Annotated in this window: 15 protein-coding genes; 3 read left to right on the top strand and 12 right to left on the bottom strand. The window is 67.0% G+C overall.

What is annotated here, in order from left to right; translation table 11 throughout:
• Window positions 1-16: 16 nt before the first annotated feature.
• Window positions 17-1,009 carry a DUF2169 domain-containing protein gene (locus QHF84_RS11650; RefSeq protein ID WP_281313317.1) on the top strand — a complete coding sequence of 331 codons (993 nt, stop codon included), beginning with the start codon at window positions 17-19 and terminating at the stop codon, window positions 1,007-1,009.
• On the opposite strand, the gene QHF84_RS11645 is transcribed toward QHF84_RS11650, so the two are convergent.
• Genes QHF84_RS11645 through tssI (QHF84_RS11605) form a run of 9 tightly spaced genes read right to left on the bottom strand, consistent with a single transcriptional unit; the run spans window position 1,010 to window position 16,461 of the window.
• On the bottom strand, window positions 1,010-2,770 hold the full coding sequence (locus tag QHF84_RS11645; RefSeq protein WP_281313316.1) for a hypothetical protein: 1,761 nt from the start codon (window positions 2,768-2,770) through the stop codon (window positions 1,010-1,012).
• Window positions 2,767-3,771 carry a hypothetical protein gene (locus QHF84_RS11640; RefSeq protein WP_281313315.1) on the bottom strand — a complete coding sequence of 335 codons (1,005 nt, stop codon included), beginning with the start codon at window positions 3,769-3,771 and terminating at the stop codon, window positions 2,767-2,769. The genes QHF84_RS11645 and QHF84_RS11640 overlap by 4 nt, the downstream gene beginning before the upstream one ends.
• Window positions 3,768-6,311, bottom strand: coding sequence for a type VI secretion system tip protein TssI/VgrG (gene tssI / locus QHF84_RS11635; RefSeq protein ID WP_281313314.1), 2,544 nt, complete (start codon window positions 6,309-6,311; stop codon window positions 3,768-3,770). The genes QHF84_RS11640 and tssI (QHF84_RS11635) overlap by 4 nt, the downstream gene beginning before the upstream one ends.
• Before the next feature lie 3 nt (window positions 6,312-6,314).
• Window positions 6,315-7,013: a hypothetical protein gene (locus tag QHF84_RS11630; protein WP_281313313.1), complete on the bottom strand. Its 699-nt coding sequence runs from the start codon at window positions 7,011-7,013 to the stop codon at window positions 6,315-6,317.
• 4 nt (window positions 7,014-7,017) lie between these two features.
• Window positions 7,018-7,620, bottom strand: a complete 603-nt coding sequence (locus QHF84_RS11625; RefSeq protein WP_281313312.1) for a hypothetical protein — start codon at window positions 7,618-7,620, stop codon at window positions 7,018-7,020.
• 9 nt (window positions 7,621-7,629) lie between these two features.
• Window positions 7,630-11,598, bottom strand: coding sequence for an RHS repeat-associated core domain-containing protein (locus QHF84_RS11620; RefSeq protein ID WP_281313311.1), 3,969 nt, complete (start codon window positions 11,596-11,598; stop codon window positions 7,630-7,632).
• Between the two features lie 16 nt (window positions 11,599-11,614).
• Window positions 11,615-12,124: a hypothetical protein gene (locus QHF84_RS11615; RefSeq protein ID WP_281313310.1), complete on the bottom strand. Its 510-nt coding sequence runs from the start codon at window positions 12,122-12,124 to the stop codon at window positions 11,615-11,617.
• Complete coding sequence (gene tssI / locus QHF84_RS11610) at window positions 12,090-14,261, bottom strand: type VI secretion system tip protein TssI/VgrG (protein WP_281313309.1); 2,172 nt, start codon at window positions 14,259-14,261, stop codon at window positions 12,090-12,092. The genes QHF84_RS11615 and tssI (QHF84_RS11610) overlap by 35 nt, the downstream gene beginning before the upstream one ends.
• A gap of 1 nt (window position 14,262) precedes the next feature.
• Window positions 14,263-16,461: a type VI secretion system tip protein TssI/VgrG gene (tssI, locus tag QHF84_RS11605; RefSeq protein WP_281313308.1), complete on the bottom strand. Its 2,199-nt coding sequence runs from the start codon at window positions 16,459-16,461 to the stop codon at window positions 14,263-14,265.
• Between the two features lie 159 nt (window positions 16,462-16,620).
• Between tssI (QHF84_RS11605) and QHF84_RS11600 the strand changes: the two genes are divergently transcribed.
• A complete protein-coding gene (locus tag QHF84_RS11600) occupies window positions 16,621-18,021 on the top strand; it encodes a hypothetical protein (RefSeq protein ID WP_281313307.1) in 1,401 nt (466 codons plus the stop codon).
• Window positions 18,022-18,139: 118 nt separating this feature from the next.
• On the opposite strand, the gene QHF84_RS11595 is transcribed toward QHF84_RS11600, so the two are convergent.
• Window positions 18,140-19,480 (bottom strand): hypothetical protein, encoded by a 1,341-nt coding sequence (locus tag QHF84_RS11595; protein ID WP_281313306.1) that lies wholly within the window; start codon window positions 19,478-19,480, stop codon window positions 18,140-18,142.
• A gap of 408 nt (window positions 19,481-19,888) precedes the next feature.
• Complete coding sequence (locus QHF84_RS11590) at window positions 19,889-20,716, bottom strand: endonuclease/exonuclease/phosphatase family protein (RefSeq protein ID WP_281313305.1); 828 nt, start codon at window positions 20,714-20,716, stop codon at window positions 19,889-19,891.
• Between the two features lie 105 nt (window positions 20,717-20,821).
• Between QHF84_RS11590 and QHF84_RS11585 the strand changes: the two genes are divergently transcribed.
• Window positions 20,822-21,025, top strand: a complete 204-nt coding sequence (locus QHF84_RS11585) for a hypothetical protein (RefSeq protein ID WP_281313304.1) — start codon at window positions 20,822-20,824, stop codon at window positions 21,023-21,025.
• Window positions 21,026-21,045: 20 nt separating this feature from the next.
• On the opposite strand, the gene QHF84_RS11580 is transcribed toward QHF84_RS11585, so the two are convergent.
• Complete coding sequence (locus QHF84_RS11580) at window positions 21,046-21,609, bottom strand: hypothetical protein (RefSeq protein WP_281313303.1); 564 nt, start codon at window positions 21,607-21,609, stop codon at window positions 21,046-21,048.
• Between the last annotated feature and the right edge of the window lie 169 nt (window positions 21,610-21,778).

Below are 21,778 nucleotides of genomic sequence, written 5' to 3'. Positions count from 1 at the left end.
CAAGGAGCCGCCGAGCATGACCTTCAGCAACGCCACCCCGTTCGTCGCGCTCGACGTCCCCACGACCGGCCCCGACGGCCACGCCCTCGTCGTCGCGGTCGTCAAAGCGACCTTCGACATCCTCCCCGGCGGCCGCGTCGCCCCCTCGGACGATCCCATCCCGCTCCGCCCCAACGACATTCCACTCGACGCGAAGAATCCGAATGGCAGCATCGTGCTTCCCTCGGATCTATGCATCGAGAAACACGGCGCCGACGTGATCGTCGCCGGCGACGCCGTCTCCAAGCGCCGCGTCGAATCGATGGACGTCGTCGTGAAGGTGAAAGACCGCACGGTCCAGCTCCGCGTGCACGGCGAACGGCGCTTCATTCAGGGCGTGGCCGGCATCGTCGTGGGCCCCGCGGTCCCGTTCGAGCGCATGCCCATCGTCCACGAACGCGCTTATGGGGGCATGAGCGAGGACCTCACGCTCATCGAAGAGCGCAATCCCGCCGGCGTGGGCGTCGCCAAGCGCAAGCGCGACCTCCTTGATCGACCCGCCCCACAAATCGAGCACCCGCTCCGGCCGCACGACGACGCTGGAGACAACCACCCGCCCGTGGGCCTCGGTCCCATCATGACGCATTGGCTCCCGCGGCGGGCATGGGCCGGGACGTTCGACGAGGCGTGGCAAAAGACACGAATGCCCCTCATGCCGGTCGATTTTGATGTCCGGCACAACAATGCGGCGCATCCGGATTTGCAGTTCGACCTGCCGCTCGCGCCGGGGGACGTGGTGTCGATCCTCGGCATGCACGAGGAAGGCGTGATCTCATTCGAGATCCCTGCGTTCCCCGTCGTCGTGCGAGCGCGCTTCGATGGAGGGGACAAGGCCGTCGAGCGTCCCGTCATCGATTCGCTCGTCGTGCATCCGAACGAACGACGCTTCGAGCTCGTGGCGCGGAAGGCGTTCCGCACGGGCCGCGGGAAGCGGGTCTTGCGGGAGCTTCAGGTGGATCTCGTGACGTAATTACGAGGACCGTCGCAACTGCCACCACGTTCCCGGCATTGCCGCGCGATCCCGCTCCCGCGCCGCAGGCACGAGCAGCGCGAGCGCGCGCTCGAGCTCCTGCCCCCACGCGGCCCCGTCCGCGGGTGCACGCATTCCCGCGCGCACGGCCAGCTCGTCGAGCAGCCGTTCGAGCTCGACCCGGGTGAGCGCACCGGACGCACACGCCTCTGCGACCCGCTCCGCCGTCCACGGCTCGCCGCCGCGATATCGAACGTTCGGATCCAATCGCATCGCCTCGATGGCCTTCCGCCACGCCCCTGCATCCTGCCGCCGCGAAGGCGCCACGCGCTCGCCGAACAGCGTCATGAGCGCAGCCTCGGCGGCATCCGCGAGATCCTCGTTCGCGAGTTGCCGCAGGAGATACGACCAGGTCCCCGCATGACCAAATCGCGCGAGCGCCGAAAGTGTCGCCGCGGAAGGAGGCGTTCGCGCGAGGCACGCAGCAAGCGCAGTTCGATCCGATACGTCTCCCGAGAGCACGAAGATCTCCGCGCCAAACGGCTGCAGACGAGCCGCACGAGGCCCGCCATCGCGCAGCTCGAAATACGGGTCTTTTTGACCAGCACGCAGGAGCGTCCGCGCCGCCGCCCATACCACCGCTGGCTCAGGGAGCCCCATGCATTTTCCGAGGAGCGGCACGAGGCGCGCCACGTCGTCGGCAGGCAAACCATCCACGACCTCGGCAGCCGCCGCCGTGACGGACGTATTGGGGTCGAGGAGGAATGCGCGAATCTCATCGACTCCGAGCGCGTTTTGCCGCCCGAGCACGAGCACCCCCACGGCGCGCGCGACCGGATGGGGCGAGACGAGCAAGGTCCGGCAGACGCCATTCCGCTCGGGATGTGGGGCGAGGAGGAGCGCCTCCGCAGCCGCGCGCGCGTGCTCCATCGCCGTCGGCGGAAGCGTGGTCAAGCCGTGCGTGAGGGCATCGAGCGCGTCGCGCTCGGAAAAACACGCGAGCGTGAATACCGCGGCCCACGTGTTCCACGGGCCCGGTGATTCGAGCGAGCGCTTCCACGCGTCGAGCACGAGCCGAATGCACGGCCCCCCGATCGACGCAATCGCATCCACACTTCGCAGCAATCGCTCTTCGATCTCCCCGCGGAACTGGAGAGGTCTCTCGGTACGATGGCGCGCGAGCATCGCCGCGCGATCCAAGCACGATGCGACGATGTCCGCGTAAAAAGCATCCTCCGAAATCGGCGCGCCCTTCCCCTCTTCCAGGGCGACGAGCGGCTTTGGCGGAACGGGAAGATCACGCTCATCCCTCGGCGGCGCGGCCTTCTCCGGGCCCGCCTCCACGGTTTTTTGCGGCGCCGCCGCGCTCGCATCAAACGGCTCGCGCTCGACCTCTCTCAGCGTCGGCTTCTCGCGGGCTGCAATGAGCACGCCCGGATTCGCCCTACGAGCCGCGTCCCCTCGCTGCGGCGGATACACGAGCCCGCGCGCGACGAGGCATGCATTATGGGCCGCGGCGAAGGCCTGCAGCGTCCCCGCGTCGACGTACCCATTGGCTGCGAGCAGCGTCGCATGTTGCGAGACCGTCTCCACCGCCGTCACGAGGCGCTCGAGCTCCGCGAAGCGCGTCGCCTCGGCCGCATCGAGCGCCGCCGTCAACGGCCGAACGAGCGTCGCTTTCCAGGCGTGCTCCGGCAGCGCCAGCGCCCGGTCGAGGGCTTCTTGCATCGGCCCACGGAGAATCTCCTCGAATGTCGTCATGGCGCCCCCACGCGCGCCGCAGCCATGCCACGCGTGCCGTCCGGAGAGATGGCCCATGCCAGGAACGAATCGCTCGATGCCCGCAGCGCCGTCTCGTGCCGCAGAACCGAGAGCCCGTACACGAGGTTCATCGCGCCGGCCGCCGCCCCCACGCGCCCCGCATGGTCCTCGATCCCGTCGAACACACACGCCGTGCCAAACCTCGCACGTTCTCGCGCCGATGCAAAAAACCAGTCTTGCGCGCGCAGGTCGTCCGTGCACGACTGTCCGAACACGTACGAAATCGGCTCGGTGCTCGGCATGCTCGAAAGGACCTGCGTCATTGCCACGCCGTCCGCCGGCTCGTCGTTGTCGTCGCGCGCGCTCCCCATCACCGTCGTGGCGCCGAGCATCGTGCCCATCGCAGCAATGCCCAGGCGACGCGCGTTCGGCGGCGACATCAGCACCACCGCGGCCGCGCCCTCCGACGGTGGCAATGGCGCGCGCGCCCATGGGCCCGGGGGACGCAGGACAGTGTCCGCGAGAATGTCCACGCCGACCGCCGAGTCCACGGCCACGATACAAACCGCCTGCGGCCCCGATTTCGAGAGCGCGGCGCCCGCATCCGCGAGCGCATCGAAGAAGGCCGCTTCTCCCTCGTAACGTTGCATGGAACCGAGGCGACGCTGCCGCGCAATCGCCCGCGCCGTATCGGCCAGAAGCACGGATTCCAGCCCCGGGCGCGGCGCGGACGTCACCACCAAGAGAGACATCTGCAGATCGGGCACGAGCGCCGCCGTCGCCTCCTCGATGGCTCGCTCTGCCATTTGCAGAAGCCGCGAGGAAAGCGGCTCGACGGCGCCCAGCCACCGGCAATACCGCACGTCGATTCGCTCGCCCGTGTCCCGCACGAAGGGCGAGGGCGACGGAGCAGGCACGCCCGCAGCCGCGAAAAACGCGTGCTGCCGCGCCGTCATCGCGATTGGTGACACCATGCCTGCCCCGACGATGGCCAAGCTCATGTGTGTCCCGTCACCCCGCTCTGCTTCGAAGAGCGATTGATGGTGATATTGCCAGCTTCGATGAGCACGCCGCTGTCCGAGGCGGTGACCGTGGCGCCGCCACAATTGAACGACACCTTGCCCCCTTGCAAGGTCAACGTGCCGCCCACCTTCAGCGTCAATGCGCCTCCTGCCTTGATCGTGTGTTTCCCGGACGCCTGACTCGTGAGCGACCCTGCGATCGTCGTACGCACGGGCCCTTTCACGTCGCGCACCAGCACGCCCTTGACGTCGATTTTGAGGCTCCCCAGGGTTTCGCTGGACGAACCGAGCACAGAGACCCCGCCGCGCGCCGTCTTCGTGGAGTAGCTTCCTCCAATCAGGAACGAGGACGGGCCCACGGTATACCAGCCGATGTCACCGGGCGTCACGATCGCGCTCGCGCCGGCAATGAGCTCGGTCATCGCCCCCTTCACCGACGTATTTCGATGTCCCGGGCCGGGTCCACCGGCGCCCGCATTGTCGCTCGCGCCCGTGCCGCCGCCTCCGCCCGCCGGGTCGCCGCTCGGCGCAGCTCCCTCGCGCCAGGGCGCGGGCTGCGCCGCTCCCTGCGCCACGGCGAAGATGGCTTCCCCGCCGGGAATCATACCGGCTGCAATCCCGACCGCGCCGAGCCCCACACCTTGCAGCGCCCCGGAGGCACCTCCATGCTTGTAGCCTTCATATCCGGCCAGGGCCAAACCCCCGCCCGCCGCGAGGAATTGACCATATTGTCCGAGCGCTCCGGCGCCTGATAGCACAGCCGCTTTCCCGAGGTTCAACAGGCCATTGACCGGATTGCCCACCTTCTCCAGCACGGCCGCGCCGACGAGCACCGACTCGCTTCCGACACCGACGATCGTGTTCCCCTTGACGTAGATCTCCTGCTTCCCGCCGACGGTCGCCGATTGCGAGCCCACCGCGGTGCGATAGGCCTGCGTGACGCTGACATTCTCATTGCCGGAGACCACGCGCGACTGCGAGCCCGAGATGCCGATGTTCTCGTTCTTCGCCGTCTGGGTCACCATGTCGTTCGACACGCTCACGGATTTGCCGAACTGTGCCTGAATGAACACGTGTTGCCTGCCGGCCGCGTCGTCGAAGCGGATCGAGTTCGTTCCGCCGCTGCCCGGCGAGCTGTAGGTCTGCAGCGCGGTGACGGTCTTGTTCGCAGGGAGCTGGTACGGCGGCGCGAACTTCGCATTGTAGGTCCTGCCCAGCACGATGGGCCTGTCGGGATCACCGTCCTCGAACGCGACGAGCACTTCCCAGCCCACGCGCGGAATCGCCATGGATCCAGGCATGTTCGGCTGCATCACGCGGATCGGCAGCGTCGTCTTTTCGTCCCCCTTCCCTTCGAGATCCCACGGAAACTGGACCTTGATGCGACCTTGCGCGTCCGTGTGAATCTCCTCGCCGGAAGCCCCGGTGACGAAGGCGCTTTGCACGCCGGTCAAGCGAGGCCGCGGCGTCGTGCGAGGCAGCCTGTGCGGCGTGTCGCGCGGAAGCGCACGCACTTCGACGGCCACGCGAGCGTCCCCGAAGGCCCACGTGTGCTCCACCGCCACGACCGTGTACTTGCCCGCCGGCTTTGCGCTGCCCGCGTAATCCCCCTGCGCCTCGATCGTGAAGGACAAACCGGGCGCGAGGGTCACCGCCGTCGTGCGAAAGACGAGCTCCAGCGCATCCGCGCGGAGCGTCTCGAGCCGAAGCCTGGCGCGCGCGTCCCCTTCGTCCGGCTCGCGGAATCCGCCCGGCCCCTCGTACACATCGACGGATTGCTCCACGTCCGTCCCAGCCTTGGAGGTCGACGAGAGCAACAGGTCCGGCTTCTCGACATTGTAATCGCGGAGCGTCACCTTCCCGGGCCTTCTCCTCGCGAGGATTCGCGCGTCGAACGCCGCGAGATCGAACATCCCGAGCGCCGATACGTCGACCAGCGGGAGCGGCTCCTCCAGCGCGGCGAGCGAATACGTCGTCGAGTCTTCGAGCACGATCCGCTCGACGCCCTCCTCGTCGGCGTCGAATCGAAACACGAGCCCCTCGTCCTCACACATGCGCCGCACGAAGGCCGCGTCGCTCTCGGCATACTGGACGACGTAATCCCGTTCGAGATGCGGCTCGTAAAGCCGGAGCTCGACTTGCCTCCCGTCGTACCCCGCTTCGAGCAGCACCTTTTTCACGATGTCGGGAATCGTCATCTTCTGGAAGATGCGCGACCTCGTACGAAGCTCCACGGCCGCGAGGCGCGATCGCACCGTGGCTCGGTACCGTCTCTCCCCATTCGGATTCGCCGTGGCCACGGCCGCAAACCGCGTGACGATTCCGCCGACCACGCGCGCCCCGATTCCTCCTTCCAGCACCACCGCGCATGGTTTGCCTACGACGTCGGCCGGGACGACCCCTTCCGTGGAAAAGAGGCCGAGTTCCAGCTCCGTGTATTGCCCGAGCCGCTCCGTCCCGCGCAGGCTGCGGCAAGAGAGCGTTTCGGCGCCGTCGATGAGAAACCGCACGTCGTGCACGGCCTACCTCCGGGGCTTCTTCAATTTCACCACCTGAATCGTGGCTTTGTCCACCGGCACGGGCGCAGGCGCCTTCCATTTCGGCGGCTTCTTTTTCGAGACCGGCACATAACTCGGCGGCGCCCCGGGAAAACCCTCCGGTGCGCCCGGAAGCTCGGCTTTCCCCGAAAGCAACGACGCAAGCACGGCGCTCGTCGACCCGCCGAGCTCCACCGGCATCGGACAGACGCCGTCGTCCCCCGGGGGTCCGAGATGCACCACCTTCCACCGATCGGGCGAGCCGGCCCCCAGCCAATAAAGCGCGCCGCCGTCCCCGAGCACGGCCCAGGCGATCCACTTCTGCCCGCGAGGCGGATAGGCCGCGAGCGCGAGACGCCGCTCGGCCTGCTTCGCGAGGAGCGGCGCGATCACCGGATCGCTCGTCTCCATCTGGAACTTCGAATCACTCCCGAGCAACGCGAGATGTTCGAGCCGCGCGAGCGATTGCCTGCCGAGCTGCGCGCCTGGATCATCGGAGAACGGGCTCAGGATCCAGACGAACCCGCCGAGACAACCAGCCCCGTATTCCTCGATGAACGCCTTGTAATCCGACGGAAGGCCATGCCCGAACAGGCCCTCCACCTCGGCCCATCCGAACTCGGCGGAGGCGCCTTCGGGGCGCGCCGGCTTGGGAAGGAGCTTGGTCACGCTGGTGATGGCCATGGCCCTACTTCCCCTTCCCTGCGCGCGACGTCGCCTCGTGCAATGTGAACGTCGGCCGCACCGGCTCCTCGTTCACTCCAGCCTGAAAAATGCCCCAGGAGATTCGCTCCGAAAGGACGTCGTGGAGAAATGCCGACATCGGCCCTGCATACTCCGCGTAACGGCCGCGCGAATCCGCGACGACGGTCCACTTGTCCGGCGTGCCCTTCGTGAGCCAAAAGAGCGCGTCGCCGTTGATGGTATACCCCCACGGCAGCAAGCCCCCGGGCTCCGGAAACACGGGATACGGTAGTCCGTTGATCTCCTCGAACGGCGCCGGAAGGTCCCGCGCGCCGGGCACCTGCGCGTTCCGACGCACGAGATGGAGCGTGAACGACATGAAACGCAGGCGCTCCATCCACGGCAGCTTCGCCGAGAACGGATTCATGACGTGGAGGTACTTGTTGATCCAGCCGGTGCCATACGTCCCGACGAACTGCTTGTAATCGGCGGGCAGGTCCGTCCCCAGGAGCGACTCCGCGGGCACCCAGTCGTTCTTGGCCGGAGCTTCTTCGGGCTTCTTCGGCGGGAGCAGCCATTTCGTGAGAGACGCCATCGAGCTCGCCATGGTTTGTCCTCAGAAGAGTGGAAGGCTGAACGGGGTGCCGCTGCTGGGGTTGGCGCTGAGGGTGACGTGCTTGGGCCGGCCATTGCCGTAGTTCGTGATGGAGACGTCGTAGTCGACCGGCCCCTTCTGCGCAGCTTGAAAGACGCGATCTTCGAACATGCGCATGTCCGTTTGATTCGCCTCGGCCCGCATCGTCACGAGGTTCTGCTCCCAGTCGCCCGGCCCACCCATGCGGTTCGGCCAGAGATGCGCGCGGTCGTATCCCGGGCTGATCCACCCGGGCGGGAGGATCCCGCCGTACGCATCGGTGCCGAGCCCTGATTGACACATGTCTTTCGTGATTTTGGCTTGCATGCCATTGATGTAACCGTTGGCATCGGTCGTAAACTTGACGTACCCGAGCCCCGGACAGGGAGCGAGCCCAAGCGGATCGATGGTGGTCGTCGGATTGCCGCCGAAGCCGAACAGGTCCGGAGATCCGTGCAAGCCGAGCGGATCGGGGCTCAACCAGCGTCCGACGCGCGGATCGAAGATGCGGTGACGCGTCGCCACGAGGCCCGTCTCGTCGTCGGCATATTGCCCGAGGAGCCGGAGTGGCGTCCTCGCCGTCGGGCGTCCCCCCGCACCATTGCCTTTCTCCTGGAGGACCCGACCAAAGACCGAGTGCTCCGCCGTCCACGCAATTTCGCCCCGCGCATCGACGAGATCCTTCGCCGTGCCGAGGTGATCGGTGACATAAAAGAATGGCTTGCCGTCCTCCTCGTGGAGCACGGGTACCGGCGAGAAGGGTTGACCCACGAACGCGCGCGTCGTCCCCTCGGAGCTCATCTCGGCGGCGAGCGTATTGACGTCCCACAGGTATTCGACGACCCGAGCCGGCGGCATGCCCCCGCCCTCAGGCGCCGGGCCGATGACCTGCTTTCGGATGCGACGACCGAAGGCGTCGTACGTAAAAAGAAGGCGTTCTCCGCTCGGAAGCTCGACCTCGCGGAGCTTTTGAAACGCGTCCCAGTAATATTTCGTTTCCTTGCGGCCCTCCGGCCTGTGGTCGCGGAGCTGTCGCTCCTCGATACGCCGCCCGTTGTCGTCATAGCCGAATTCGAGGTCGGGCGTACGCAGCAGCACGTTCCCCTGGCGGATCGCCCACGGCGCCGATTGCGTGCCGCTCGTGCTCCACCGCGAGAGCGAGCCCGCCGCGTCGTAGTCGAGCACCTCCGCGCGGGCTCCCGAACGTATGGTCGTGAGCCGACCACACGCGTCGTGCTCGTAATGGACTGTGCCCCAGTGGAGATCGTACATCGCCATGGGCAGCCCCCCGAGCCCGACTTGCCAAGCGCGTCGCGAAATGACGTTCGGCGGCCCTTTCCCCGCGCGCACGGCCGCCGTGCGATCGACGGGCCACCCTTGCGGCCCATACGTGGTCAAGATGTCGAGCGCGGCCTCGTACACGTGCCGGCGCACCTCGCGCCCCCGCATGTCACGGACGAGCAGCACCTTGTGGCCGTCATGGTCGATGCCGACCACGCGGCTCGCCAGATCGTAGAAATACGACGTGCGTTTGCCATTGGGGAGCACGCGCGCCACGAGCCGACCCCGCTTGTCGTATTCGTACTTCGTCGCACGCCCGTTCACCGCGGTCCCCACGATGCGGTGCAGTTTGTCGAACTCGAACTCGACGACGGATTTGCCCCACGTCTCCTCGACGACGGCCACGAGGATCTCGCCGAGCTCGTTCCGCTCGAAGGTGCGTGTGCCGTGCGGCGAGTCCTCGACGACGACACGTCCACCGGGATCGTATTCGAAGCTCCGCCAGGTCCCGTCCGGATACTCGACACGCGTCATGCGACCGGTGCGCGCGTGGAAATACCGCAGGAGCCGCCCGTCGAACGTCACCTCCTCGCGCACGCGGGAGGCTCGATCGTAAACGAATTCGTGCTGCTCTCCCTTGGGGTTGCGGACGAACCGGAGCCGTTCGTCGACGTCGTGGAGGAACGTCCACGCTCCGCCGTCGGGCTCGACCACACCCGCAACTTGCCCCGTGCCGCGGAATGCCAGCGCAACCGTATGGCCACGTTCCGTCGTGTAGGTCGTGGGGCAACCGAGCGCATCGTACGTGAACGAGACCTGGCCTCCATCCGGAAGCGTTTCCGCCGTCAGCCGGCCCAAGGCATCCCACGCATACCGCGTCACCGCGCCCGTCGGATCCGTTTTCTGCACGAGACGACCGAGCGCGTCGCTCTCGTAATGCGTCACCTCCCCGAGCGGGCCCCTGAGCTCTGCGATGTTGCCTTCCGCATCGTGCGTGATTTCGAGGAGCGTCCCGTCGGGGCCGTACATGGCGACAAGAAGGCCGCGGCCATCGTACGCGAGCGAGAAGGCATTACCCGAGGGCTCCTCATAACGAATCAGCGCGCCGCGCCCATCGTACGTGTACCGGGTCGTGAGCCCTGCGGCGTCGGTCTTGGCCATCATCCGATCGCCTTCGTACTCCCACGTGGCGACGTTGCCCGCGGGATCCGTCGCTTTGACGAGGTGGCCGCGCGCGTCGTACTCATACACGAACGCTTCACCGGCGCCGTTCTTGCGCGCCACCACGAGGAGATCGCCATCGTATTCGTTCGCGTCGACGTATTCGCCATCGAAGCTGCGCTCTTCGAGCACAGCGCCATGCTCGTTCCAGGTGAAGACCCTCGCGGCCGGGTTTCCGTGCGCCGTCGTCGTCCCCTGGGTCAGGTCGTACGTGAACTCGAATCCATGCAATCCGCCATCGCCCCACGCCTTGATGCAGCGCCCGTTCTCCGGGTCGTACGCGTATCGCCACGAAACGCCGTTTTTCGCCCTCTTCTCCACGAGGCGGTGACGCCCGTCGTAGGCATATCGTTCGGTATGCCCGAGGGGATCGGTGACACTCGCGAGTTCCCCCGCATCGGTGTACGCATAACGAAGGGTCGCGTGAATCGCTCCCCGCGCGACCACGTCGAGCTGCACGATTCGGCCGGACGAATCCGAGGAAAGCCGGATCTCACGCCCGATCGCATCGATCACCGAACGAAGCCGCCCCTCTGCATAGACGAGTTCGACGCGGTTGCCCCACGCATCCTCGATGGACCGGAGCATCGCGGGGCCCGTACGCGTGATCGGCGTGAACGTGAGCGTATACCCGTCATCGATGACCTGGAGCTCGTAACTCTTGCCGTCCGCGCGCTGTGCGAGCTCCATCCGCCGGCCGCGATGAAATGCCGCCTGTCGAGGCGACAGCGCCGGGAAAACGATGTCTCGCCCATCCTCCCCACGCACAACGGTCTTCCCATTCTCGACGGTCACGTACTGGTGGAAGCTGTGCGAGAAGCCTCCTCGACCGAGGGGCGTCGCCTCGATCGCGCGGCTCGACGCATAATGACGGTAAAAACGCACCGGGATGGGACCGTGGAGCTCGTAGTCGACGTGGGTATCGACGACGTCCCCTGACGCGACGGCGACCGGCTCCGCGGCGACGTACACCTTCGCCGCGTGTTTCTCGCTCTTCGCATTCATGGCCCTCGTGAACGAGAGGCCCGAAATGAACTTCCCCTTCGACTGATGAACCTCGAGATCCTTCGAGAGGAGGTTCAGCACGACGTCATCACCGGTCACGCAGAGCTCGACGTTCGAGCCCCTGGCGCTTTTCGAGCCCGAGATCGTCTTCGCGACCTTGAGCACGGCGTGGGTGACGATGTCCTTGATGGGCAGCGCATTCGCCGGCAGGTTGGCGGGCGTCTCGATGTCCATCGTGCTGCCCTTCTTCAGCACGGGATCGCCGCCGCACGTGATCTGCTGGCAAACGCTCTTCGCCGTCGACGATCTCGCCACGTAAAGAAACGGCGACGCCACCGGGCCCGTGGGCGGCGGCGGGGGGATCATGCTGGTCGCGGGCGGCCCCGGGGCCACGTGCCCGCTGCCGGTCGTCGCGACGTTTTTTCCCCTGACGGTCGTGGCCATTGCCGTGCTCCTCGCTTCAGGGCAGCTCGACCAAGGCCGAAAGGAATCGCACGAGAGAGCTCATGTCGACCACCATTCGCTCGCCCTCTGCCCGCAGAATGCCCGCTTTTTCGAGCCTGAGCGCCGCCTGTCCGGATTCGAGCGTGAGGCTGCGCTCGGCTCGCAGCCGGAGATCCTGCGCGGAGAGCGTCACGAGGCCACTCGCTTCCCGCACGAGCCCGCGCGAGGTCTGAAGCGCGCCGAGCACCGTGGGGCCGCGCTCGGTCTCCGTGACGAATACGGTGCGCCCGGTCCGCAGGCACTCCTCGGCAAACGCCGGCTCGACGTCGTCCGCGAGCACCGCCGTCACCCGCCGACCCTCCACCGTGCGCACGCGATAGGTGCCGTCCGAGGCAAACTCGATCTTGCCGACGAAAAGGCCCGGACCGAGCGCCGCGGGCGCGGGTTTCTTCGCGCGCGCGGCGGGCTTTGCCTTCGATGCCGGAGGCCTTTCACTCGTAGTTTTCGTCGCCGTCGTCCTGCGCATCGACAGACCCCTTGAATTCGCCGTCAATCGTGATGGATCCGGGCGTGATGGTCACGGTGGCTCCGCCCGCCTTGATCTTGATCTGGCTCGTTGCTTTCACGACCACGTTCGAGCCTTGCAGCTTCGCCGAGCCGCCAATCGAGTAACTCGCCGTGGCTGCGAAATCCTCGACCCGATCCCCGCCGGCCGTGACCTTGCGGGAGGCCAGCGTCTCGGCGAGCGCGCCTTTGACCTCCTGGGCGAACTTGCTCGCCTTGATCGTCTTCGCGCCCGCGACCATCTCGGAGCGGGCCCCCATGACGTTGACCCCATAATTCGCGCCCGCGAGCATGTTGCACGAGCCGCCCACCATCACCGTCGCCGCGCCGGCCGTTTGCCGCTTGGCATGCTCGATGGCCGTCTCCGCCTTGGCCGCGCCGACCATTCGCGTGAGCGTGGCGCAGCTCGTCGTGTAATCACCGCCGATGTCGAAGATACGCGCGGCGCCCACCATGACGGACTCGCTCGCCGCCTGGATGTACATGTTCGCATCGACGCTGACCGTGCGATTGCCTCCCACGGTATAACTCTGCGACCCCGTGACGCCGACCTCGTGCACTTCGCCCACGATCACCTTGCGCGTGGCGCCCACGGTCCACGTATCATCCGCCGTGATGACCGTGACCTTGTCGTTCTCCGTGCGCTCGCTGTAATCGCGAGAGGCATTGAACCCGAGGACCTCGGCGCCGGCCGTGTCATTCATGCTGACGACGTTGGCGCTCCCGCCTCCCGGCGTGGTCGAGGAGCCGAATGCGGTGACGACCTTCTCGCCCGGAAGGCCGTTCGGCGGCTGCGCCACGCCATTGTAAAGCCGTCCGAGGACGAGGGGTTCGTCCGCCGACGACGCGTGAAAACTCACGACGGTCTCCCAGCCGACGCGTGGCAGGAAAAACCCGCCCGTCGTTGGCGGATACACGACGCGCGTCCACGCCGAGCTCGTATCGTCCTCCGCTCGTCGCCGATCCCAGCTCAGGAGCACCTTCGTGCGGGCGAATTTGTCCGGATGAATCTCGGCGCCGCCGGGGCCGGTCACCGTCGCGGTCTGAATGCCTCCCATGCGCGGGACGGGCGTGCGCGCCGGCCGGAACGGGGCGTCGACGGGTACGGCCTCGAAGGAGGCTTCATATCGATCATTTCCCTCGGCCGCCCGATCGATCGCGCGATGCTCGACCGCGAGCAGGAGCCACCGGCCTTGCAATCCCTCCGGCCCTTCGAGCTCGACGACATGACCCGGCGAAAGCGCTCTGCACGTCGTCGACGCCGTGAGCACCTTCCGCCGCGCACGAAGCTCCTCCGCCCGGAGCTTCACCAGCTCCGCGCCGGACGCGGGTTTTCGATACTTTCCCGGGTATTCGTACACTTCGAGCGCGTCGCCGTCGGCCTTCGTCTCGGCCGTGAGATCGAGCCCGGGGTTCTCGAAGTCGTAATCTTGAAGCCGCGCCCGCTGCGGCACCATCTTCTTTCGCAGCCGCGCGCCGTACACGCTCTCGCCGGTGTCGAGCCCCGCTCGATCCCGAATGGGCAGAGGTCCCGTGGGCGCGTCGTCGAAGCCGGATAAGCCATCGACGAGGACGAGTTTGTCCCTGCTCCCGAACGGCGAGAAAAACGAGATTCCTTCCTCCGCGAGGATCCGCCGCACGAAATCCAGGTTGCTCTCGAACGCCTGCACGCATTGAGGGCGTTCGTCGAGCGACCTCGAAACGCGGACCTCGAGCTCGATGCCCGCCTCGGAGAGCACGTCGCGCGAAATCTCGACGGCGTCTTGATCGAGAAAGACGCGATAATCCTTGGTGTCGGCGAGCAGCGCGAGCGTCTGCACGACGCGGACGACGTAGCCCCGATCCCGCGCCTCCACCGCGTCCACGAGCCCCTCGAAGACACGCTCGCCGCCGTCGACAAGCGTCCACGATAGTTTCGCGGGCTTCGTGATCAGCGCATCCGGCGCGACGGCCAGGACATTCGTATCCCCGCCGGATACATCGAGCACCACCTCGAAATGTGCCGGCGTGCAGATCTCCTCGCGCCCCGAGAGCTGCACGATACGCAGGGGCCCCTCGACGCCCTCGATCTCCAGTTGCGCGAATTGATCGAGCGGCATACTAGCCCACCTTCGTTCCCGACTTCCGGGTGATGGTGCCCTCGAGCTTCGTCTTGCCCTTCTTCGATTGCACCTTGCCGCCCGACATCACGAGCGCGCCGGCCTTCAGCGATCCGCCGACCTCGATCGTGATCGAAGGCGCTTCGAGCACGAGCTCCGCGCCGGCCTGGAAGGTCGCGCTTCCGCCCACCTGCACCGTCCCGGTCGCTTTCCCGCCCGTCGATACGTGGCTCCCGGCCTTCTCGGTCGTCGGGCCCGCTGTCACGGTCTTCGCGCCGCGCACCGTATCGCCATAACCACCGGCACACGTGATCGTGCGTGAGCCCCCCACGACCTCGGTGCTCACGGCCGCGACGGAGGCCCCGTACCCGAGGCCGCCGCTGAGCGACATGCTGCCGCCGACGAGCTGCGTGAATACGCCGTCGATCTTCGTGTTCGACTGGTTGCACTGGATCACGTACGCCGCGCCGATCAGCTCGTTGTACGCGCCTTTCGCGCCGACGACGCGGTTCGCCGTGACCTTGATGTGCTCGACCGCGCCGATCATCTCCGTGCGCGCGCCCTTCACCGCCGTGACCATGTCGGTGCCGACGTCGACGCTCTGCGATCCGCCGACCGTGAGCGACTGGGATCCGCCGATGGCGAGTTTGTACGCGAGCGCAACATCGTGCGTCTCGTTCGCCGAGACGCGGGTCGTCGCGCTCCCGCCCACGACCACGGTCTGATCCCGCGACGCGTGCAGGAACATCTCCTGGCTGCCCGCGCCGTCGCCGAGCCGCAGCTCGTTCGTCGTACCATCGCTCGGCGAGGTCGCGGATTGCAGCGTCGTCGTGGCCGCGGCGCCGGGCAAACCGTAGGGGACGATCGCGGTCGCGTTGTACGATCGTCCGAGCACAAACGGTCGGTCGGGGTTGCCGTCGACGTACGCCACCGGGACTTCCCAGCCGACGCGCGGCAAAAGCATCGCGCCGGCCATGTTCATCTGGAGCGTGCGAACCCAGTACGACGAGCGATCGTCGAGCGTCCCCGATCGATCCCAGGGGAAACGAACCTTCACGCGGCCGAGATCGTCGACGTGGATCTCCTCGCCGCTCGGCCCCGTCGTGAACGCTGGCTCGATGCCCTCGACCTTCGGGCGGCGCGTGGGCAGCGCAGGCCGAAACGGCCGATCCACCGCGGGGACGAGCGTCACTCGGTTTTCGTACTTCGTTTGCGTCGTGCCGCTGCGCGAAGGCGCGTCGAACGCGTGCTCCGCGCGCACGATGAGGTAACGCTGGTTCATCCACGCGTCGGCGGCGCCCTCGATGTCGACGAGGCGTCCGGGCGTGAGGCGGATCGTCTCGCTGCGTCCTTTCGCCACGACCTCGAAACGGCGGAGCTGTTCGAGGCGCGCCTTCGCGCGATCGCTGGCGCCGCGCGCCGTGAGCACGCACGCGGGGTACTCGAAGTACGAGAGCGCGCCTTCCCCGGCATGGCCGTCGACGGGCACGTCGGGCTGCCGCACGTCGAGATCACGCACGTGCACCGCCGTGGGCACGATCGATTGCTCGATCTCGAGCTCGACGAACCCACGCGCGCCGACGAGCCCGCTCTTGTCGTCGAACGTCACGACGGGCGAAGGCTCGACGCCGTCGTGCGAGCCGAGCGCGTCGCCGAGGACGATCACGCTGCCCGTGCCTTCGACGTGATCGATCCAGAAGTTGATGCCCTCTTCGGCGAGGAGCCGCTGCAGGAAGGCGAGGTTCGTCTCGCCGTACGCGACGCAGTAGAGGCGCTTTTCGTAGTCCGCGCCGGCGAGGCGGGTGACGATGCGATCGGCGGGGATGCCGGCGTCGACGAGGACTTCGCGGACGATCTCCTCGGTGGTCTTCTCCTGGAAGACGCGGTAGCCGCTGCGAAGATCGAGGACGTACATCGCCGCGGAGAGCGTGAGCGCGCAAAACGAGCCGTCGCGATCGGCGCCCTCGTCTTCGGCGTCGACGACGAGGAGATCGATCGCGCGCGTGGAGCCGTCGAGTGTATCGACGCACGTGAGCGTGGCCGGCGTGCCGACGATGGCTTCGAGGTCGATCGGCGTGGTCGGCGAGAGGAGCTGGACGGTCCAGCTCGGGAGCTCGTTCATCGCTTCGACGCCGCGGGCCCGCAGGATGCGGGTGCCTTCGGGGAGGGCGTCACTCACGAGCTCGAGTTCGATCGTCACCGGCGACCTTGCAGGTATCTTCGCGGATCCAGCACGTGTTCACAAGATAGAAGGCCCAAGCGGGCGCATCCAATACGGGCGCAATAAAACAACGTATTGCTGGCGGGACGTCTGTCCATACCTCTGGGGCCTCGATCGACAGCCTGCTAGAATGTCCACGTGCAACCGCCCTCCCCCGCGACGACTCCCCCCGTCGACGCCTCGGGCAAGCCCCCTCGCGCGCATCCTCGACTCGCGGGCGTCGCGCTCGCGCAGCTCGCGGGTGTACGCGCCGGACTCGCGGCAGGCTTCTCGCTCGAAGACGTGTTGCGAAACGAGGGCGTGGATCCCGCGCGCTTCCCGCGGGCCGAGGCCGCGTGGGACGAGCGCTTGGCGGAGGACGACGCCGAGGAATTGCAGAACCTCTTCGACGCGTGCCAGGCGGAGGCCGCAGAGCGCTACCGGAGGCCCGTTCCGCCGCTCGACGAGGACCTCGGCGCGTGGCTCGATTTCGCTCGGCGCTTCGCCGCGCAAGAGGAACCCGTGCCTTGGCTCTCCGGGCTCGGGCTCCGCCTCGCCGACGTGTTCACGCTCCATCGTTGGTGGTCCAAGCGATTGTCGGAAGAGCCGTCCCTCCGCGAGCATGCGCATCGTTTGCTCGCGTCGACGCCGGGTGACGTGCCCACGCCGCGGCCGGGACAAGGCGTCCTGCGTCCGCCGGCGCCGCTGGGGGACGTGGAAGATCTTCCGGAGAACGAGGAGCCCCTCGACGACGAAGTCCTCGACGAGGGCGAGGACGACGACGTGCCCGCGGCGGATCCGGCCGACTTTTTCGCGCCGTTGCCACACGAGGGGGATGCAAAGCCGAGGGCCCCCGCGGCCGTCGAGCCACCGCCCCCACCACCAACGCCGGATTTGGATTTGCCCGCGGATACACTGCCGCCGGGCTCGAAGGCGGAGGCGCCTTCGATGCCGTTCCAGAAGCTCCCGCTGCCGCAACCCCTCGTATCGTTTGCGCCGGAGCCCGCGGAGGCCGAGCCCGTGGATCGGCTCGCGCAGACGCTTCCCGAGCCGGTCTTCGTTCCGGTGGAGCCTCTTCCGTTCCAGCGTGATGCCACGGCCATCACGGGCGATACGAAAGGCGTGGATCTGGGCTCGACGTTGCCCGCCGGGTTCGTCGTGCCGCGCGAGGCGTTGCCGTTCCAGGAGGCGGGGAAGGACAAAACCGCGGTCACGAAGAAACAGGCTCGGGCCGTCACACAGCCGCTCAAGGCCTTCGTTCCCGGGGAGGCGCTGCCCTTCGGTCCGAAACATGATACGTTGACAAACGAGGAGACAGGCCCGGCGACGATGCCCCTCGACGGGTCCGCGCCGCCCGAGCTGTCCCTCGAAGCCCACGCGGAGTTGTGCGCGAGGCTCGCAGCGTCGCCGGACGAGGCCGAGGAGATCTTTGCGCGATACGGTTTGGCGGAGCCGAACACGCGGAAGATCGTGGACGACGCGTGGAAGGAGCGATTGCGGAAGGATCCGGCGCTGTACCAGGAGTGGCAGCGGCTTTATCGGAGGTTCTCCGAGAGATGAAACGAGCTAGATCCCGCCGCGGGCCTCGTTCGTGGTTCGTTACGACCCGAAAGGGAACGTCACGAAACTCGAATCGCCTCATGTTTGGGATGGAGGCCCGCGGCGTTGCACGCCCTGATCAGTGCGCCGCGATCCAGCTCCGGATCGGCTCCCAGAAGAGCGTCTCCGCGTCGCTCCCCTGGAAGATGTCGGTGTGACCGATGTCGAGGAGGCGATACTCCTCGGGGTAATACTGGACGACGTGGTTCGACACGTCCTGGCTGCCGAGCAGGGTGGTCGTGTAAATGCCGGCCGCGCCAAACCCGCCGCCGGCGCCGACGTAGAAGGTCGGGACCGTGATGTCGGCGAGGTGATCGTCGAAGGGCACGTCATCCTGCGGGTCGTCGCAGGTGGCGGCGTCCGCGTCCGCAATCATGGCCCAGGGCTGCCAGGGTTTGGCGCGGGCGAGGACGTCGAACCAGACGGCCGGATCGGCATACGCGAGATCCTGCACGCCGGCCGCGTCCCAGAGGCCGCCCGTGAGATGGTACGAGGGGACCGGGGGCTGGGGCATCAAGAGGAACGTGGCCGCGCCGAGCGTCATGGCGGCGTGCTCGTTGTCGAGGCCGGGGAACGCGGGCGACGGGCCCGTGGGATCGATCTGAGCGAGGTAGCCGAGCGGCCCGACCGACCCGCCGAGGTTGTTTCCATATTGCCCCGCGGCGACGAGGGCGCGCTCGTCGGCCCGACGCTGGCAGGCGCCCGCGCGGAGATCCGGGTCGTCCGTTTCGAGATAGATGTCCACCGGAATCAGGCCGCCGACGTGGCGCAGACCGGGGGGCCGCTGGGTCTCGGCGCCCGCATAAGCATATGCGAGCTGACCCCCGCGGCTCCAGCCGAGCAAATGCAAGCGGCCGTGCCCCTGGCCCGAGAGCGCGCGTACCACACGGGCGACGCCGAGCGCCGTGCCGATGTCGCGCACGTCGCGCTGAAAGCCCCAATTTTGCATGAACGAGAGATTGGCCTCGCTCGCGGGGACGCGGGTCCAGCCGAGATCGACGCCCCAGACGTCGATGCCGTGCGAGGCGAGGTGCACCGGCAAGCTCGCCCCGTCCAGCGAGGGGCCTGCGGCGAGGAATGCGGCCTCGAAATCCCAGGCGTCGCCATGGACCATCATGACGGCCTTGCTGGTGGGCGCGGGGACGTTCGGCGCCGATTCGCGCACGACGCGGTGCAGGCCGATGACATCATAGGTGCCGGGGCCGACGCGCAGATTGATGCTGTATTCGACGACGTCCCCCACGAGGACACGCCGCGAGACGGCAGCGGAAAGGCTCTTCTCGGGCGCATCGCAATCGACATCGTTCGACTCGCAAGCAATGGCGAGCGCACGGGACAGGCTCGGTCCAGCGGCGGCGGTCGAGGAGAGAAGGGCAATGGGCGCGACGGCGAGAATCGAAGAAATGATGTGTCGGATCAAGATGTTACCTCTCGGTAGGATGGCGGGGGGCGCGCTTGGCAAGAACCGCGCCGAGGCAGGAGAGAGCCGCGCTTCAGGGTTCCAGGGTCTCGCGGTTGTGCAGGGTTTGCGCAAACTGTGCCAAATTGCGGCAATGCGCCGGGCATCGACGTCAGGATGCGCAGGGGGGAAGGCGCCGCGCTTGACAGGACCCCCGCGGCCTCCGCAAGAATCCTTTCATGCCGGTGGTTCAGTACCTCGTCATCAACCGCGAGATCCTCGCGCTCGGCTCCGAGAAAAGGTGACGAGCGGCGATAGCCTCGGCGAGCAGCTCATCGGCATAGCCGCGGAGCCCATCGAGACCCTCGTTCAAGCGATCACGCACGACGTCGACGATGATAAAAAATCACCCTCTCAGCATTCAGTCCTTCACGAAGGCGCGAGCTCGACCTCGATCCCGAAATGATCGGAGACGAACGTATCTTCTTCGTCGATCGGCTCCATGCCGACGAGCGTCGCCGTACGTGGAGACCAGGCGCGGCTGCGCAAGAAGACACGATCGATACGCTTATGGGCATGCTCGGCGTGCATGACGTAACGCATGAAGTTGATGTTCGTGTCGACCGTGAAGCCGGGGCGATCTCCATGCAAAGCAGGCCATACATCGACGAACGTCGGGTCGAGCGAGGCGTTCTCCGCCGCAGCGTCGGGCGCAAAGTTCATGTCGCCCGCGAAGACCACGTCGGGGCTCGATGCGGCGAGGTAGGGCTGGATGATGTTGAGCTGGGCAACACGCGTCGCCGTGCACTCGGACGTACTCTCCAAGTGAATCGTCGCCACGGTGAGGCCACACGAAAGCTCGGCCGAGAGGAGGCATCGCCCCATTTCGGTCGGGAGGTCGAGCAAGACGAGCCGCCGGATCGGAATACGCGAAAGCAACACGACGCCGTAACGACCGAAGGTGCTGCCCTCGACGTCGGATATTTGATAGCCTGAACGAACCCAGGGAGAATCGACGAGGGCAGCGAGGAGCTTGCGGGTCACCTCTTGCAGCACGATGACGTCGGGGCTCCGTCGCGAAAGCTCGGCGAGCAGCGCCTCCTGCCGCACGCGGAACTTGTGCGCGCCAAACCATACGTTCCACGTGACGAGCTTCAAGGGCGCGGCAGCGATGGGCGCCGCAGGCGCGGCGGCCTGCCATTCCCCTCGGGCAAAGGCGTGAGGCTGGATGACCGTGGGGATCGCCGACGACGACATGGCATACCTTACCATCGCCTCGGGTGACCGCCCAGAACCCGCCGGCCCGATCGAGCGGCAAGGACTCCCGTCGTCGTGAAGACGTGGTAGCCTCCGGCGCACGTCATGTTGTCCTCGTCGTTGCACCGCATCTGCCACGAATCCTGGGAGCTGATACAGGTCTTCCGCGGGCCCACGATCCCGCGCGAAGGGGAGCTCCTGCTCCTCGAGCAGGGCGGGCAAGAGGCGAAGTTCCGGGTCATCCGGGTGATGTACAAGGCCGCCCCGGGAGGCGAGCTCGTGGCGACCGTGTTCGTGACCCCGGCTTGAAGGACGCGCAGCGCGCCGGATCAGAACACGAACCGCGCAGCCGCCGCAGCGAATGCGCCGAGCGCGACGCCCACGAGCAGCCAGGCCAGGCGCGAGGGGCGCGAGGAATCATTTCCGTCGAGCGGAAATTCCACGGCATGCACCCGCTCCGCTTCGGCGTCGACCAGCAAGACACCGTCCACGTCGAACGCAATGCGATACTCAAGGAGCTGGCGGCGCGTGCCGGGCGTGTCGATCCGCGGCGCCGCGCGGCCCGTCTTCACCTCGGCCACGTAACGCTTGTCGCCAAAGCCCACGAGGTAATCGGCGCGTAGATCGATCGCCACGGGATCCCCGTCGACCCGCACGCCATACGAGACGGCCACCTGCCGGCCCAGAATGGTGAAGCCGAGGTCGCGAAGCAGGCCCTCGGCGCGAAGCTCGCCCGCCGCGCCCCGCTCTCGGCGAATCGCGATCGTGCGCCGCCGCCAGAAGCCTCGCCAGGCAATCCGCGCGGTCTGCACCAAAGCGAGCAGCGCCGCCGCCGCGAGGAGGACGATCAGGACATCGGGCGGGAGCGCGCGCAGATCCACCTCCGCGTCCATGACGACAGCCGCCCGCGCTGGGCCAACTTTTCAGCGGAGGCCACATGAGCCGGAACCACGCGCGGACGCTGCCGGCGGCGTTCTGCCTCGTCGATTTCACCAAAACGATTGTCGTGCCGGCATTGGAGCGAGCTCGGTTCGGTCCGACGCATGATACCGTCAGGAGTTT

This window comes from Polyangium sp. y55x31, from assembly GCF_029946505.1.
GTDB lineage: Bacteria > Myxococcota_A > Polyangia > Polyangiales > Polyangiaceae > Polyangium.
This window is presented reverse-complemented; position numbering and strand designations above follow the sequence as displayed.

What these genes read in the sequence shown, in the direction of transcription:
- QHF84_RS11620 (WP_281313311.1), bottom strand. Translation starts at nt 11,598, where the DNA reads ATGGCCACGACCGTCAGGGGAAAAAACGTCGCGACGACCGGCAGCGGG.
- QHF84_RS11590 (WP_281313305.1), bottom strand. Translation starts at nt 20,716, where the DNA reads ATGTCGTCGTCGGCGATCCCCACGGTCATCCAGCCTCACGCCTTTGCC.
- QHF84_RS11645 (WP_281313316.1), bottom strand. Translation starts at nt 2,770, where the DNA reads ATGACGACATTCGAGGAGATTCTCCGTGGGCCGATGCAAGAAGCCCTC.
- QHF84_RS11650 (WP_281313317.1), top strand. Translation starts at nt 17, where the DNA reads ATGACCTTCAGCAACGCCACCCCGTTCGTCGCGCTCGACGTCCCCACG.
- QHF84_RS11615 (WP_281313310.1), bottom strand. Translation starts at nt 12,124, where the DNA reads ATGCGCAGGACGACGGCGACGAAAACTACGAGTGAAAGGCCTCCGGCA.
- QHF84_RS11625 (WP_281313312.1), bottom strand. Translation starts at nt 7,620, where the DNA reads ATGGCGAGCTCGATGGCGTCTCTCACGAAATGGCTGCTCCCGCCGAAG.
- QHF84_RS11640 (WP_281313315.1), bottom strand. Translation starts at nt 3,771, where the DNA reads ATGAGCTTGGCCATCGTCGGGGCAGGCATGGTGTCACCAATCGCGATG.
- QHF84_RS11585 (WP_281313304.1), top strand. Translation starts at nt 20,822, where the DNA reads ATGTTGTCCTCGTCGTTGCACCGCATCTGCCACGAATCCTGGGAGCTG.
- QHF84_RS11630 (WP_281313313.1), bottom strand. Translation starts at nt 7,013, where the DNA reads ATGGCCATCACCAGCGTGACCAAGCTCCTTCCCAAGCCGGCGCGCCCC.
- tssI (WP_281313309.1), bottom strand. Translation starts at nt 14,261, where the DNA reads ATGCCGCTCGATCAATTCGCGCAACTGGAGATCGAGGGCGTCGAGGGG.
- QHF84_RS11580 (WP_281313303.1), bottom strand. Translation starts at nt 21,609, where the DNA reads ATGGACGCGGAGGTGGATCTGCGCGCGCTCCCGCCCGATGTCCTGATC.